Source organism: Polaromonas sp. P3_B1, from assembly GCF_056402935.1.
In genome coordinates this window covers 149,263-164,290 of record NZ_JBFUGK010000003.1, presented here as the reverse complement: position 1 = coordinate 164,290, position 15,028 = coordinate 149,263, and the positions used below count along the sequence as shown (strand labels likewise).

The following is a 15,028-nucleotide window of genomic DNA, read 5'->3' as shown; positions in this document are numbered from 1 at the left end:
CTCTGGAATGGTTTTTAGAAAGTACGGGAAGCGGTGAAGGAAACGTAGTTGCGGTCTTTCAGGCTTTGGCCGTAAGACAGCATGCGAGTGGGGGTGCTCGGGTCGGTCACGGTCAAGGTGTTTTCCTTGCCGAAGAAGGCCGTGTAGTTCAGCGCGAAGTTCCAGACGTTCTGGTATTTGCCCTTGATGCCTATGCTCACGTCGCCCGCCTTGCTGGCGCCGCCGGCGAAGTTGATGACGGCAGACGAACGGCCACCGAAGTTGTAGCCCAGGCCCAGCGGAATGGACAGGTCCAGGCCGGGCAGCACCTGGAAGTACTGCGGCTCAAAAATCATGCGGAAGGCCGCGGCGTCGCGCGTGGCATTCGGGTCCAGCCCGCCGAAGCCGACGGCGCTGGGGTTTTTGCTCACGCTCAGCAGCCGGTTCCAGGCCAGCTCCGCCACCAGGGCGCCGCCGTCCCACAGGCTGGACTTGTTGAGCACATAAATGCCCGAGAGGTTGATGTGCGCCGTCCGGCCGGTGGCATAGCAGGGGTTGGCGGGCGAGCCGTCGCAGTTGGCCGGCGGCATGAAGGGCGCACCGCCCAGCACGGCCGGGTCGCTGGCCAGCGGCGCATTGCTGCGCAGCGAGCCTTCGAGCGCCCAGTTGAGCTGGCCTATCGAGGAGGTGACGCTGGCGCCTATGGTCTTGATGCCCTTGGCATAGACGTTGTGCACATTGCCGTTGATCAGGTCGAACACCGGCACGGCCGGGGTCTTGTCGTTGTAGCGTGCTGCGTACAGGCCGAACTCATAGTTGCTGCCGGCCGGTGCCCAGCGCAGCTGCGCGCCGAACTGGCCGCTGTCGCCCGGCTTCTGGTCACGGCTGGTGTCGGTGGGCAGCACCGGCCCGCCCAGGTAGACGCGGCCGCCGCCGATGTAGTCCTGGTTGGAGAAATAGCTGCCGACGCCGGGGATCTTGCTGGGCCGCCACTTGAGCTGGTAGTAGCCGCCCAGCGTCAGGCCTTCGGCCACCTGCAGCGTGCCCGAAATTTGTTCCACCGGCAGCAGTACTTCCTTGAACTGCCAGTTCGGCACCGAGACGATTTTGGCGATGTCCACCGGGCCCTGCGCGTTGGCGATGCCGTTCTGGCCGAAGAACACGCTCTCGCCGTACTGCAGCGCGTGTTTGCCCACGCGTATCGAGGCCGGCATGCTGCCGATGGAGCCCTTGCCCCAGACAAAGGCGTCGAGGAATTCGTCGCCGCGGCCGTGTTGGTCCCGGGTCGCGGGCACGAACTGGTTGACGGGCTGGCCGGCGAAGTTGCTGACGCCGGCCGTGCCGTCGTTGGCATTGGCGCGCAGGTACTGCGAGTCGTACCAGGCCGAATGGCTGATGCGCAGGCCCCAGTTGCTGCGGCTGTAGTCGAACTCGGTCAGCAGGTCGGCGCGGTTGGAGATCAGGCCCTTCTTGAAGTTGAGGTCGCCGTCGTTCTCATTGGTCACGCCGCCGTCGCCGCGAGCCGCCGGTGAGGTGAGCGTGGCGGACGGGTCTTTGAGCCGCCAGGCCAGGCTGTACTTGGGCGTGAAGTCCAGCCGGATCTTGGTGTCGGGGTCGCTTGAGTCCAGCTCGAAGGCATGGGCCGGCAGCGCGCAGGCCAGGCCGCAGGTCAGGGCCAGCGTGCTGAGCCTGAAGGGGGTGAATCGCTTCGTCATGATTTTTGTCTCCTCGTTATGTGTGTTGGTTGTCGTGGTGTCGTGGGTGTGGTGGCGGTCGATTGCCTGCGGGCGTATCGGTGTCAGATGTAGGTAGAGGCCAGTCCGCCGTCGACGGGGATGTTGGCGCCGCTGACCCAGCGCGCGGCATCGCCGCACAGCCAGGCGACCACCGGCGCGATCTCGTCGGCAAAGCCGGGGCGCAGCATGCGGTGGGCATCGGCCTGCACGCGTTCCTGGCCCAGCATGGCCACGAAGTCGCCCAGGATGGGTGTGAACACCGGGCCGGGCGCCACGCAGTTCATGCGCACGCCCTTGCCCAGGAACCATTCCTGCGACTGCACGGCGTTCCAGACGATCAGCGCCTCCTTGAAATACTGGTAGCAGGTCGCCTGCGGCACCGGGTGGGCGCGCAGCCAGGCGGCGCCGGCTTCAAAGCCCTTGGCCGCCGCGAGTTCCTTGTGCAGGTCCAGGCGCTGCGGCCATTCGGCGCCCAGGATGGAGGCCACGTTGACGATGCTGCCGCCGCGCGGCATGCGGGCCAGCACTTTTTCCGTCAGGTGCCTCAGGCCCAGGTAGTTCACGCGGGCCACCAGCTCGCCGTCCGCCGTGCCCGGCACGCCGGCGATGTTGCACAGCGCATCGACCTGGGCCGGCAGCTGGGCCACGGCGGCGTCTATGGCTTGCGCCGTGCCGAGGTCGGCCTTGATAAAACCGTCCAGCGTCAGGCTGGGGTCGTTGCGGTCCATGCCAATGACACGCGCGCCCTGCAAGCGCGCCAGCCTGGCGGTTTCGGCGCCTATGCCCGACGAGGTGCCGGTGATGACGATGGTTTTGCCTTGCAGGCTCATCAGGCTCATAAGGCCTCCGGGGTGTGGGGATTCATGTCGCTCTCCTTGAAGTGGTGAAGTCGTGGGCTGAAGGTCCGGTTCAGAACGGGAACATGGGCGCGGTGTCCTTGACGGTCATCCACTGCCACTGCGTGTATTCCTCCCAGTCGGCCGGGCCGCCCACGCTGGTGCCGTTGCCCGCGATGCCGGGGCCGCCGAAGGGGTTGACGCAGTCGTCGTTGACGGTCTGGTCGTTGATGTGGACCATGCCGGCCCGGAGCTGCTGCCCCACCGCCATGGCGCGGCCCACTGAGCGCGAAATCACCGCGCAGGCCAGGCTGCCGGTGTTGTTGTTGGCCAGCGCCACCGCTTCCTCGTCGCTGCGGAAGGTGACGATGTTGGCCACCGGGCCAAAGGTCTCCTCGTCGAACACGCGCATGCCGGGCCTGACGCCGGACAGCACCGTCGGCTTGTAGAACAGGCCGTCGTGGGTGCCGCCGGCTTCGAGTTTCGCGCCGGCCTTGATGCTGTCCTGCACGATGGCATRCACGCGGTCGCGCTGGCGCGCGTCGATCAGCGGTCCGAGCGCGACCAGGCCGGTGGCGCCGTCGCCGACCGGCAGGTGCGTGGCCTTGGCGACCAGGCGCTGCAGGAAGGGGGCTGCGATGCTTTCGTGCACCAGGATGCGGTTGGCCGCCATGCAGATCTGGCCCTGGTGCAGGTAGGCGGCCCAGGCCGCGTTGCTCGCGGCGATGTCCAGGTCGGCATCGTCCAGGATGACCAGCGAGTTCGCGCCGCCCAGCTCCAGCGACACCTTCTTGAGGTGCTTGCCCGCGAGCTCGCCTATGCGCCGGCCCACCGCGGGCGAGCCGGTGAAGGCGATCATGGGCACCAGCGGGTCGGTCACCAAAGCCTCGCCGGCCTCGGCATCGCCGGGCAGCACATGCAGCAAGTCCTTGGGCAGGCCGGCCTCCGCAAAAATGCGCGCGATCATCAGGCCGCCGGTCACCGGCGTGCGGGTGTCGGGCTTGATCACCACCGCATTGCCCGCGGCCAGCGCCGGCGCCACGGCGCGCAGCGTCAGGATCAGCGGAAAGTTGAACGGCGAGATCACGCCCACCACGCCGTGCGGCATGCGCCGGGCAATGCTGGTACGCCCCGGCACGCTGGGCAGCACATGGCCCTGGGGCTGCAGCGGCATGGCCGCGGCCAGGTGGCAAATCGTGATGGCTTCGCGAATCTCATGCTGGCCCTTGGGCAGGATGCCGCCGGTTTCGCGTGTCGCATACAGCGCGAGCTCGTCGAAGTGCTGCTGGAACAGCGCGCCGGCGCGGCGAAAGACCTCGGCCTTCTCGCGCGGAGGCAGGGCGGCCCAGGGCTTTTGCGCATTCGCCGCCGCCCGCGTGGCCGCAGCGACGTCCGCCGCATTGGCGATGCCCACGGTACACATCACCTTGCCGGTCGCGGGCTCGACCACGTCACGCTTTCCGCCGCCCAGCGGCGCGCGCGCCGCCGCGGAAAAATCCAGAAATGCCTTCGCGTCGGATACACCCATTTGCTTTGTCCTTACGGTTGTTGGATCGGTTGCTTGATCAGCTCGCCACATCGGCGCGTTGTGGCTGCTGTATCGCAATGCATGTACCAGCGCGGCATGCCGGGGCCTGCTTGAGGCGCGGAGCCGGGCGGTTTCTCATTGGGAAAACCGGGACATACCCTAGGTTCGATTGCTGCGGCGCAGCACATGGAAAGCCCTGAGATTGATTTGATCAAATAGTTATAAAGTAAAACTACTTTTTCACCATTTGATCAATCCAAGGAAACTGCCATGGGTGTCTCTGATCGCATTTCGCTGGCCGAAGTGGCCCGGGCCACCGGCGTCGCGCTGGGCAGCTTCGACAGCGCATCGGTGGCCAAGGCCCTGGGCGGTTTTGCCAGCACCCACATAGGCGGCGACACGCATCCGACGATCGCCGACATCAGCGAATGCCTGTTCTTCTCGCCGGGCGACGGGCGCATCTGGCTGCAGGACCAGCGCATGGTGCTGCTGCATACCGAGGCGCTGGGTTCCATGCGCCGAGAGATGGTCGACAGCCTGGGCATCGAGAAGGCGCGCGGCCTGTTCACCCGCGCCGGTTATGTCAGCGGCGCGCGCGATGCCCAGCTGGTGCGCAAGCACTGGCCCGATGCCGACCCGCCGGCCGCCGCCATGGCCGGCACGCGCCTGCATGCGTTGGAGGGCGTGGTGAAGGTGGAGCTGGTCAGCGTGACCTACGATCCCGACACCAGCGGCTATGAGGGCGAGTTCATCTGGCACAACTCCAGCGAGGACGACGAGCACATCGCCGCCTACGGCATAGGCGGCTCCCCGGCCTGCTGGATGCAGGTGGGTTACGCCACGGGTTATGTCAGCACACTGTTCGGCCGCCTGATCGTGTTCCGCGAAACCATGTGCCGCTCCATGGGCCAGGCGCAGTGCCGCGTGGTCGGCAAGTCCGCCGACAAATGGGACAACATCGAAGAGGACATGCGCTACCTGAACGCGAGGGAGTTTGTCGACACCGCGGCTTATGCGCGCAGCGAAGCGGGCCCGGCCGACCTTGCGCCCAGCGAAGCGCCGGCCGGCGACGCGATGGTGGGGGCCTCATCGGCCTTCAACGCGGCCTGCCATCAGCTGAGCCGCGTGGCACGCACCACCGCCACCGTGCTGTTCACGGGAGAGTCCGGCGTGGGCAAGGAAAAATTCGCCAGCATGCTGCACCGAATCAGCCCGCGCAAGGACCAGCCCTTTATCGCCGTGAACTGCGCGGCCATCCCGGAAACGCTGATCGAGTCCGAACTGTTCGGCGTGGAGCGCGGCGCCTACACCGGGGCCAGCCATTCGCGGCCTGGCCGCTTTGAGCGCGCCAGCGGCGGCACCCTGTTCCTGGACGAAATCGGCATGCTGAGTTTTGTGGCGCAAGGCAAGCTGCTGCGCGCCCTGCAGGAAGGCGAGGTCGAGCGCGTGGGCGGCACGCGAGGCATCGCGGTCGACGTGCGTGTGGTGGCCGCCACCAATGAGGACTTGCGCCAGGCCGTGCGCGAAGGCCGGTTTCGCGAAGACCTGTTTTTCCGGCTCAATGTGTTTCCCATCCACCTGCCGCCGCTGCGCGAGCGGCGCGACGATATTCCGCTGCTGATGAGCCATTTCCTCAATCATTACCGGCGCAAGCACGGCTGCAACACCGGCGGCTTCACGCAGGCCTCGGTGCGCACGCTGCTGAACTATGACTTTCCGGGCAACATCCGCGAACTGCAAAACCTCATCGAGCGCGCCGTGATCATGGCCGATGCCGACGGCTTGATCGACGTGCACCACCTGTTCACAGGCGGCGAGACCTTGAGCGCCGAGGTCATGACCTTGCGGATGCAGGGCAGCTCGGGCACCCTGAACTTCGAGGGCGCGCCGGCCTGCGCCAATCCTGTTTTTGCGGGCGCCGCCGTTTCGCCGCAATCGCTGGAGCAAACCGAACGCGACACGCTGGATCGCGCGATCTCCGCCTGCCAGGGGAATCTTTCGGCGGCGGCGCGGCGGCTCAACACCACACGGGCGAAGCTGGCCTACCGGGCCAGAAAACACCGCCTGATTTGAGTCATAGGGTCGCTGGGCGCGGTGCCTATTGAAGGTGTCTCAAAAACCGAGGATTCGAACCCCAGATGCGCGGCGGCTTACTGTAGATTTCAAAAGGTTCAAAGGACAAACGAGGCCACCACAATGCTCTAACGCTGAGCACAAAGTCGTTCAAGGATTTCCCGACTGAACTGCCATCAGCTCTTCGCCAAGTTCTCTAAGACGAACTACGAGTTCATTCATCCTCGTCGATGGGTCAGGATTTCCGGTATCTTCAGCATCTTTTTTCGCGCGAAGCGCACGAGTAATCGCCGTATCCGTTAAATTTCTTTCCGATAAATACGCATAGTTGCCTTTACCACCTTTCTTATATTCGGGCCACTTGGCCAATACCAAGCCAAGCATCTGGTCTCCTGCTGATTTCTTGCCTGCAGCGATGACCGCTCCACGACTATATGTAAAGTGCAAAAGAATCCAATACTCAAAGCATGGATAGGAATAAATACTCTTCATCCGTCGAGATCGGTGCTGACTGATCGCCTTGACGGTTTCGTCAAAAGTTTCGTGTACATCTCGATCAAAAACGCAAAAAATCTCGTCAAACGCGCCGTCCTCTTTCCATCGAGTATCTGCATATTCATACACAGACTTTGGAGAGGAGTCGCACTCTTTTCCAGCAATCTCCACTATTGCAGCAGTAAGCCCGAGTGACTTGCAAAGCTCACGCAAATAGTGCGGCTCAGTTTTTTCGCCCTCACAAGCAATTAAGACTCTCGAGAACTCCTTGATACCGCGCGATTGACGTCGCAGGTCCCTTGCACTCCGAGGTTTTCCTGGAACATAGGCCATCGGCGATGGTCCTATCGCGTTAGCAAGGGGGTAGCACCATATCTGCCCTGCAGATACCGATCCTCAAATGCATCATCCTCGCGCCCCTTAAAGTCATGCAAAGAATAGAGGTTAGAAGCGCGCCCTCTATCGGCGGCAACAAAAAACACCTGATCGCGACGAAGTAACTTCGACTTCATAACCGTAGCGTCGTGCGTTGTGAAAATCAACTGTGCTTTAGATTTAGTTTCGGAGAGCTTTCTTATAAGCTCCCAAACGACTAGGGGATGCAAACTTGAATCCAATTCGTCAACGACCAAAATCCAGTCCTTCTCGATAACATCAATCCATCGAGACGCAAAACCGAATAAGGCCATAGTCCCACTGGACTCATCGCTGACATCGAATCTCACCATGGAGCCATCGTCAGCGCGATGCAAAAAGACCGGCTCCCTCGTGTCCTCAGGAGTTTTCCCCTTAAACAAGGTCTCGATTGCCTCTTTCGACAACACCTTAGTCACCGTCTCAAAATCATACGGGCGCTTGGTGATCTCGATATCAGCGATAGGGATATCAAAACTATTCAAGAAATCAATAACCTTCCTACGGCCCTCCGGCGTCTCGCATCGAGTGGAGGTAAGTCCTTTATCAAAGGCCCCTGTACCCGTAACACGCAATCGACGAGAAAACCATTTAAAGGGCAGGCGCAGTTGCTGAAACTCCTGGCTACTAGCCTGTACAACTCTCGATATGTAAAGTGTTTTAGCTCCCGTTTGTGCTGCCCAATCTTTGCGGAGGCGGCCACCTTCTAATTGATTGCCGAATTCATAGTCATCCCGCAGAGACTCATTGTCAAACCAACGCCGATACAGTTGCTGAGCTCTAGCCTTCGGATAACTGATCAACCATTCACTTGTAATTCGTTCTTGATTGGCCGTAAAGCCAAATTGATATCTGATGTCCTCTTCAATGAACTCTACTTCGAACGATGAATCTTCCTTCGCGCTCAATTCATTGAGACGAAAAGGCTGAACATCGATCAACTCCTCGGGACCTGCCGATGCTGACCTCATGACAGTTGTCTCAAMAAAATGAAGCGCCTTGATTAAATTGCTTTTACCAGACGCATTCGGCCCAAATATGGCGGCACAACGTAAGAGTTCTGGCGCCCCCTTTTCTGAGATGCCAGGATCAAACGTATTCTCCCCACGCTTTTTCCGTAGCGCTTTGGAGGCAATCATTGAAAGCGTTTGAGGCTTTCTGAACGACCGAAAGTTTGAGACGGTAAATTGAATAAGCATGAGATTCGGTTGATATTTTGCGGATTTCCCGCAGATTTTGGCATGAAACTGGCAAATTCARGATATTCAGGTCTTTTTTTGCGTTCGCAGTGGCGAAATTTAACGAGAAAGAGGAGGAAGTGTTGTGTGACGATTGCATACGTCACCCGGCCTGGCCGCCCCCTTTGGTGCCAGTCGTCTTGCTTTGTGTCACGTCGGCTGCGGGCGCCAGACCTCGCCTCGTGGAAAAAAGGGCTGCCCTGGTCGCCGCTGAATCCTTCCGCAAGACCCCGTCTCGGTGCGAGGGGCACTTGTGGGGGATTCTTAAAACAGCGGCAACCGGGGCAGCCCGGTTTTTCTTGTTGAATTACCAGCACCCCTCCGCCCCTTACTCGGGGAAACGAAGAAGCCCGAGCGAGAGGATGCTTTCCCCCTCGTTCATCAATTTGCTTTGGAGATTTCCATGACCGCTGTCACTACCGAGATCGTTTCTGCCGTTCCTGCCGTTTCGCATGCAGAAAAGGGTGTACAGGGCGGCGAAAGCCTGTCTATGGCGCGACACTGGCCTCGGTGCCTGGTTTGCCGGCCTGCTCTATTCCGAGGAACGGGCGTGACCTCCCGAGTCGTTTCTCTGCCGACAGGGCGCCAGCGCCCCCAGGTAAGCCCTGACCTTTTCATCGCGCGCCAGCGTATCGAAGTCGGGCGCTTCGCTGATCGCGCCTTTCTGCACAAAGATAAAACGCTCGCAGCATTGCCGCAGGATGTCCACATGGTAGGGCTCGTTGGGGTGCAGGCATAAAAACACCAGCCGGCCCTTGGCCTTGAGCTTCGCGAAGAAGTCCAGCATGAAGCCGATGTAGCCGTCCTGTGTGTTGAACTGCGGCTCATCGAACAAATGCACCAGCGGTGAATCGCTTTGCGCGTGCGCCAGCATGAAGTCGGGTTTGGTTTTTTGAAACGACCGCACCTGGTAGGACTGGTGGTAGTGAATCGCCAGGCGGTCGCGCTCGCGCGTGCGCACCTGGTGGATGTCCTGGCCGTTCACCAGCACGCGGCCGGCGCTCGGCAGGTTGCTGCCGGTGATGAGTTCGAACAGTGTGGTCTTGCCCGAGCCGTTGGGGCCCATGACACCGACCACGCAGGGCTTGTCAACTTCAAAGTCGGCGTTCAGCGAAAACGTGGTGGTCTTGCGGAACACGCCGCGCTGGTATTGCTTGGCGACGTTCTCGACGCGTAACAGTGGATGGCTGCTCATGCTGCTCAAACTCCCAAAAGCTGCCGGCACAAGGCGGCGTCGTTGCGCAATTCGGCCGCGGGGCCCTCGTGGACGATCACGCCCTGGTTCATGACATAGGCGCGGTCGGCCACCGCCAGCGCGCTTTGCACGTTCTGCTCGACCACCAGCACCGCAATGCCTTCGGTCTTGAGCCGGCTGATGGTTTTCATCACGTCCTGCACCACCTTGGGCGCCAGGCCCTGGCTGGGCTCGTCGAACAGTACCAGGCCGGGCGAGCCCAGCAGTGCGCGCGAGATCGCCACCATCTGCATCTCGCCGCCCGAGAGGTTTTCGCACTCGCGGTGCATCAGGTATTCGAGCGCGCTGAAGATTTCAAAGCACTCCTTTTCATGCCAGGGCCGGAAACGCGTGGCCTTGCGCGCGATGGCCAGGTTGCGCGCCACCGTCAGCGTCGGGAAGATGCGGCGGTCATCGGGCACCCAGCCCATGCCGGCCTTGGCGATTTCGTGCGTGGGCATGCGCGTGATGTCGCGCGCATCAAACGCGATGCTTCCCTTGCGCGGCGGCGTCAGGCCCAGCACCGAGCGCAGCAGCGTGGTCTTGCCCGCGCCGTTGGGGCCCAGCAGCGCCACCACTTCGCCCGCGCCGACTTTGAGCGACACGTCGAACAGTACCTGCGTTTCGCCGTAGAAGGTGTCTATGCGCTCCACGGCCAGCATGTCCTGCTGCTGCGCAACGGTGTGGATGGCGGGTTGGAGGACGGCGCTCATGCCAGCGCTCCCAGGTTGGAGCGGCGCACCCATTCGTTCTCGCGCAACTGGCCGGGTGTGCCCTGGCTGATGACCTGGCCCCAGTGGATGACCGAGATCTGGTCGGCGAGCTTGAAGAGGAAGTTCATGTCGTGTTCGATGATCACAATGGTCAGCTGGCGCTTGAGTTCTTTCACCAGCTCCATCAGGCGCGCCGTGCCTTCGGCGCCCAGGCCGGCGGTGGGTTCGTCGAGGAAGAGCATGCGTGGCTCTGCCGCCAGCGCGACGCCGATCTCCAGCGCGCGCCGCTCGCCGTAAGACAGGCTGCTGGCCGGCGTGCGCTCCTTGCCCTTGAGGCCCACGCGCTCGAGGATGGCGGCAGCCAGCTGCTGCGCTGTGCTGTCGGCACCCAGGTCGCGCCAGGGGTTAAAGCCTTGCCTGCGCACATGCGGCGTGGCCACCAGCACGTTGTCGAGCGCGGTGTAGCTGTCGAACAGATTCATGATCTGGAAGGAGCGCGACACGCCCTTGCGCGCGATCTCGCGCGGCGAGAGGCCCGTGATGTCTTCGCCCGCAAAGGTCACGCGGCCGCGGTCGGGTTTGTAGCGGCCCGTCAGCACATTGAAGCAGGTGGTCTTGCCCGCGCCGTTGGGGCCCATGATGCCGTTGAGCTGGCCCTCTTCGAAGCTGAGTGTGATGTCTTGCAGCACCACCTGGGCGCCGAAACGTTTGGACAGGCCGCTGGCCTCAAAGAGCTTCACAGCGCACCTCCGGCCGGTGCGGTCTTGGCGGTGACCGCGCGCCGCGGTCTGGCCTTCCAGGCCTGCCAGGCACCGGCAATGCCTTCGGGCTTGAACAGCACCATGGCCATAAAGACCAGGCCGTACCAGAGCAGCCAGGTCTCGGTGTAGGCGCCTAGCAGGTCGCGCGCCAGGATAAAGAAGGTCGCGCCTATGACCGGGCCCCAGAAGCTCACCAGCCCGCCGCCTATCAGCACCATCATCACCACAAAACCCGAGTTGTGCAGGCTCATGACGTTGGGGTAGGCCGACTGCTGCGCCATGGCGAACAGCGCGCCGGCCAGGCCCGCCACCGCGGTGGAGATCGTGAAGGCCAGCCATTTATAGAGCCAGACGTTGTAGCCCACAAAGGCCGCGCGTGTCTCGTTCTGCTTGATGGCGCTGAAGATGCGGCCCAGCGGCGAATGGATGAGCCGCCACAGCCCCAGCAGCACCCCCGCGAACAGCGCCAGGCAAAAGAAGAAGAGGGCGTTGTTGCCCGACAGGTTGAAAGACACAAAGCCGAAATCGGCCGGCAAGCGCTTGATGTTGAGCAGGCCGTCTTCGCCGCCGGTGACGGTGTGCCATTTGTTGGCGACAAACCAGAACACCTGGCCGAAGGCGATGGTGAGCAGCGCGTAATAAATGCCGCGCCGGTGCGAGATGAACAGCGCCACCAGCGCGCCCAGCGCCGCCGTGACCAGCACCGCGCCGGCCAGGTCGAACCACAGGTTGGGCCAGACCCTGAGCTGCAGCAGGCCGAAGGCATAAGCGCCCGCGCCGAAAAACGCACCGTGGCCGAAGGAGGGCAGGCCGGTGAAGCCCAGCAACAGGTTGTAGCCCAGCGCGAACAGCACCCAGATCATGATTTCCAGGGCCAGGTATTGGTAGAGACCGACACGGCCCACCCACAGCGGCGTGGACAGCAGCACCAACAGTGTGGCGAGCATGGGCAAGGGAATCAGCGGCGCGCGGCCGGAAGCGAGTTGCATGGGGATCTTGTCTCTCTTGGGTTTTCTGGGTGAAGGAAAAGCGCTGAAAAGAATGCCGAAAAAGAAAGCCGAAAAAGAAGCTGGACAAAACAGAATATACGTTCTAATATTTAAACAAGCAAGAACATTTATTCTAATTTGATGCGGCGCCGGCCCAACCGGTTCACCGCCAATCCCCGAGGCGGCAACGATATATGGACTCTGCAAGTAATTACGAAGAACTCAAGGCGCTGATAGGCCGGACTTACCCGGACATGTCCAAGCAGCTGCAGCGCATCGCGCGCTTCGCGCTGGAGCAGCCCAACGAGCTGGCCCTGGGCACGGTGGCCACGGTGGCCGAGGCCACCGAGGTCCAGCCCTCGGCCATGATCCGTTTTGCCAATGCGCTGGGCTACGGTGGTTTTTCCGAAATGCAGCAGGTGTTTCGCGGCCACCTGCTGGAGCGCTCCGACAGCTACCGCGAGCGCATAGACCAGCTGCGCCGCAAGCAGCTCAACGGCGAGCGCGCGCCGGCCGGCGTGCTGCACCAGCTGGTGGGCGAGTCGGTGGCCGAACTGGGCCATCTCGAGGAAAGCATTGCCCAGGCCGACCTGAAGGCCGCCGTCAAGCTCATGGCCTCGGCGCCGCGTATCCATGTGCTGGCACAGCGCCGCGCTTTCCCGGTGGCGGGCTACCTCGCCTATGCGCTGAGCCAGCTCGAGCTGCGCACCCATCTGCTCGACGGCACCGGCGGCATGCTGCGCGAAAGCCTGCGCTCCATCGCGCCCGGCGACGTGCTGATCGCCGCGAGCTTTCGCAACTACTCGCCCGAGGTGATCGCCGCCGCGGCGGAGGCGGCCAGGCTGGGTGCCTCGGTGATCGCCATCACCGACGGCCCGCTCTCGCCGCTCAAGGCGCATGCCCAGGTCTGCCTGGAGCTGGCCGACGATTCATCCAAACCCTTCCGCTCGTTGGTCGCACCGCTGTGCCTGGCGCAGGCGCTGGTGGTCAGCACCGGCCACCAGCTGGCCGAGCAGGGCGCGGCCAAAACGAAAACCAAGGGCAAACCGGCCGCCAAGCCGGCGCGCAAGAGGGCCGCATGAACCGCCCGCTGGACCTGATCTGCGTGGGCCGCGCCGCCGTCGACCTGTATGGCGAGCAGATCGGCGGCCGCCTTGAAGACATGCAGAGCTTCAGCAAATACCTGGGCGGCTCGCCGGCCAACACCGCCGTGGGCGTGGCGCGCCTGGGCCTCAAACCCGCCATGCTGACCCGCGTGGGCGATGAACACAACGGCCGCTTTGTGCGCGAAACCCTGGCGGCCGAGGGCGTGGACGTGAGCCATGTGGCCACCGACCCCAAGCGCCTGACCGCGCTGGTGTTTCTGGGCATCCAGGACCGCGACACCTTCCCGCTGGTGTTTTACCGCGACAACTGCGCCGACATGGCGATCAGCCCGGACGATTTCGACGCGGCCTTTATCGCCTCGGCCAAGGCGCTGCTGATTTCGGGCACGCATCTGTCGCAGCCGCTCACTTACGAAAGCTGCACCCGCGCGATGGCGCTGGCCAAAGCCGCGGGCACACGTGTGGTGCTGGACATCGACTACCGCCCCGTGCTTTGGGGCCTGACCAGCCCCGGCATGGGTGAGCAGCGTTTTGTGCCTTCGGGCGAGGTCAGCGCGCACCTGCAGACCGTGATCGGCCAGTGCGACCTGGTGGTGGGCACCGAGGAAGAAATCCACATTGCGGGCGGCAGCACCGACACGCTCACCGCCCTGCGCCGCCTGCGTGAATTGACGGCAGGCACGCTGGTCGTCAAGCGCGGCCCCATGGGTTGCGTGGTGTTCGAGGGCGCGATTCCCGATTCACTTGAGAAGGGTTTGCAGGGCCCCGGCTTTCCGGTCGACGTCTACAACGTGCTGGGCGCGGGCGACGCCTTTATGTCGGGCTTTCTGCGCGGCTGGATACCGGGCGAGCCGCTGGCGCGCTGCTGCGCCTATGCCAATGCCTGCGGCGCGCTGGTGGTCTCGCGCCATGGCTGCGCGCCGGCTATGGCGAGCTGGGAAGAGCTGCAGTTTTTTTTGGCGCACGGTTCTACCACGCGCCGCCTGCGCGAGGACGCGCGGCTGGAGCACCTGCATCGCGCCAGCACGCGCACACGCCGCTGGGAAGAACTGGTCATCCTGGCCTTCGACCACCGCATGCAGCTGGAAGAGCTGGCTGCGCGCCATGGCGCGGGCATGGAGCGCATTCCGCATTTCAAATCCCTGATCGCTGAAGGTGCGCGGCTGGGTGCCGGCCAGCGCGCTGGGGTTGGTGTGATCGTCGATGGGCGCTTCGGCGAAGACGTGCTGCCTTCCGTCACGGGTAAAGGCTGGTGGGTGGCACGGCCCGTCGAACTGCCGGGCTCGCGCCCGCTGCAGTTCGAAGCCGGCGCCGGCCTGGGCGCGGCCATGCGGACCTGGCCCGCCGAGCATGTCGCCAAATGCTTGGTCAGCTACCACCCGCAAGACCCCGCGGCCTTGCGCGAGAGTCAGCTGGCCAGCCTGGCCGACCTGCAGCGCGCCAGCGTGGACAGTTTTCACGAATTCCTCATTGAGGTGATTCCGCCCAAGGACATGGCGGCCGACGAGGACACCGTGCCGCAGGCGCTGGCGCRGATATACCAGGCCGGCATTTTTCCCGACTGGTGGAAGCTGCCGCCCGCCGCGACCGCAGCCGGCTGGGAAAAGATCGCGGCCGTGGTGGCACAGCACGACCCGCATTGCCGCGGCGTGCTGGTGCTGGGCCTGGAAGCCAGCGAGGAAAAGCTGGACCAGAGCTTTCGCATCGCGGCGCCGCATGCGATCTGCCGCGGCTTTGCGGTCGGGCGCTCGATTTTTGCCGATGCTGCGAGCGGCTGGTTTGCCGGCGCCATGGATGACGCCGCGGTCGTGAAAGACATTGCCGAGCGCTATACGCGACTGATCGCGCTGTGGGACCAGGCCAGAAAGGGCCGGCGGGCAGGTGCTTCAGCCGGTGTGGCCGAAGTCCTGGGCTGAACGGCTCAAC

At 63.1% G+C, this 15,028-nt stretch carries 12 protein-coding genes; 3 read left to right on the top strand and 9 right to left on the bottom strand.

The window, feature by feature from the left end:
• Nucleotides 1-14 precede the first annotated feature (14 nt).
• From AC1DXS_RS03220 to AC1DXS_RS03210, 3 genes are all read right to left on the bottom strand, one after another.
• Nucleotides 15-1,694, bottom strand: a complete 1,680-nt coding sequence (locus tag AC1DXS_RS03220) for a DUF1302 domain-containing protein (RefSeq protein ID WP_477736134.1) — start codon at nucleotides 1,692-1,694, stop codon at nucleotides 15-17.
• A gap of 83 nt (nucleotides 1,695-1,777) precedes the next feature.
• Entirely contained in the window at nucleotides 1,778-2,545 is a 768-nt protein-coding gene (locus tag AC1DXS_RS03215) for a coniferyl-alcohol dehydrogenase (RefSeq protein ID WP_477736155.1), read from the bottom strand.
• Between the two features lie 79 nt (nucleotides 2,546-2,624).
• Nucleotides 2,625-4,079: a benzaldehyde dehydrogenase gene (locus AC1DXS_RS03210; RefSeq protein ID WP_477736133.1), complete on the bottom strand. Its 1,455-nt coding sequence runs from the start codon at nucleotides 4,077-4,079 to the stop codon at nucleotides 2,625-2,627.
• 270 nt (nucleotides 4,080-4,349) lie between these two features.
• Between AC1DXS_RS03210 and AC1DXS_RS03205 the strand changes: the two genes are divergently transcribed.
• Nucleotides 4,350-6,152 carry a sigma 54-interacting transcriptional regulator gene (locus tag AC1DXS_RS03205; protein ID WP_477736132.1) on the top strand — a complete coding sequence of 601 codons (1,803 nt, stop codon included), beginning with the start codon at nucleotides 4,350-4,352 and terminating at the stop codon, nucleotides 6,150-6,152.
• A 150-nt stretch (nucleotides 6,153-6,302) separates the two neighbouring features.
• Here the strand turns inward: AC1DXS_RS03205 and AC1DXS_RS03200 are convergent, their stop codons facing one another.
• The 6 genes from AC1DXS_RS03200 to AC1DXS_RS03175 form a co-directional block, all read right to left on the bottom strand.
• Complete coding sequence (locus AC1DXS_RS03200) at nucleotides 6,303-6,980, bottom strand: RloB family protein (RefSeq protein ID WP_477736131.1); 678 nt, start codon at nucleotides 6,978-6,980, stop codon at nucleotides 6,303-6,305.
• Between the two features lie 11 nt (nucleotides 6,981-6,991).
• The gene (locus AC1DXS_RS03195; RefSeq protein WP_477736130.1) at nucleotides 6,992-8,200 is read right to left on the bottom strand and encodes an AAA family ATPase; all 1,209 of its coding nucleotides are present in this window, start codon (nucleotides 8,198-8,200) and stop codon (nucleotides 6,992-6,994) included.
• A 631-nt stretch (nucleotides 8,201-8,831) separates the two neighbouring features.
• Entirely contained in the window at nucleotides 8,832-9,494 is a 663-nt protein-coding gene (locus tag AC1DXS_RS03190; protein WP_477736129.1) for an ATP-binding cassette domain-containing protein, read from the bottom strand.
• Nucleotides 9,495-9,499: 5 nt separating this feature from the next.
• Nucleotides 9,500-10,246: an ABC transporter ATP-binding protein gene (locus AC1DXS_RS03185; protein WP_477736128.1), complete on the bottom strand. Its 747-nt coding sequence runs from the start codon at nucleotides 10,244-10,246 to the stop codon at nucleotides 9,500-9,502.
• Nucleotides 10,243-10,986, bottom strand: a complete 744-nt coding sequence (locus AC1DXS_RS03180; RefSeq protein ID WP_477736127.1) for an ABC transporter ATP-binding protein — start codon at nucleotides 10,984-10,986, stop codon at nucleotides 10,243-10,245. The genes AC1DXS_RS03185 and AC1DXS_RS03180 overlap by 4 nt, the downstream gene beginning before the upstream one ends.
• Nucleotides 10,983-11,996 carry a branched-chain amino acid ABC transporter permease gene (locus tag AC1DXS_RS03175; protein ID WP_477736126.1) on the bottom strand — a complete coding sequence of 338 codons (1,014 nt, stop codon included), beginning with the start codon at nucleotides 11,994-11,996 and terminating at the stop codon, nucleotides 10,983-10,985. Before AC1DXS_RS03175 ends, AC1DXS_RS03180 begins: the two co-directional genes overlap by 4 nt.
• A gap of 194 nt (nucleotides 11,997-12,190) precedes the next feature.
• Between AC1DXS_RS03175 and AC1DXS_RS03170 the strand changes: the two genes are divergently transcribed.
• Nucleotides 12,191-13,078, top strand: a complete 888-nt coding sequence (locus AC1DXS_RS03170) for a MurR/RpiR family transcriptional regulator (protein WP_477736125.1) — start codon at nucleotides 12,191-12,193, stop codon at nucleotides 13,076-13,078.
• Entirely contained in the window at nucleotides 13,075-15,018 is a 1,944-nt protein-coding gene (locus AC1DXS_RS03165; RefSeq protein ID WP_477736124.1) for a bifunctional 5-dehydro-2-deoxygluconokinase/5-dehydro-2-deoxyphosphogluconate aldolase, read from the top strand. Before AC1DXS_RS03170 ends, AC1DXS_RS03165 begins: the two co-directional genes overlap by 4 nt.
• Nucleotides 15,019-15,028: the final 10 nt, after the last annotated feature.

Excerpts from the sequence above, each read along its gene's own strand:
- AC1DXS_RS03220 (WP_477736134.1), bottom strand. The coding sequence starts at position 1,694 with ATGACGAAGCGATTCACCCCCTTCAGGCTCAGCACGCTGGCCCTGACC.
- AC1DXS_RS03215 (WP_477736155.1), bottom strand. The coding sequence starts at position 2,545 with ATGAGCCTGCAAGGCAAAACCATCGTCATCACCGGCACCTCGTCGGGC.
- AC1DXS_RS03205 (WP_477736132.1), top strand. The coding sequence starts at position 4,350 with ATGGGTGTCTCTGATCGCATTTCGCTGGCCGAAGTGGCCCGGGCCACC.
- AC1DXS_RS03200 (WP_477736131.1), bottom strand. The coding sequence starts at position 6,980 with ATGGCCTATGTTCCAGGAAAACCTCGGAGTGCAAGGGACCTGCGACGT.
- AC1DXS_RS03190 (WP_477736129.1), bottom strand. The coding sequence starts at position 9,494 with ATGAGCAGCCATCCACTGTTACGCGTCGAGAACGTCGCCAAGCAATAC.
- AC1DXS_RS03185 (WP_477736128.1), bottom strand. The coding sequence starts at position 10,246 with ATGAGCGCCGTCCTCCAACCCGCCATCCACACCGTTGCGCAGCAGCAG.
- AC1DXS_RS03175 (WP_477736126.1), bottom strand. The coding sequence starts at position 11,996 with ATGCAACTCGCTTCCGGCCGCGCGCCGCTGATTCCCTTGCCCATGCTC.
- AC1DXS_RS03170 (WP_477736125.1), top strand. The coding sequence starts at position 12,191 with ATGGACTCTGCAAGTAATTACGAAGAACTCAAGGCGCTGATAGGCCGG.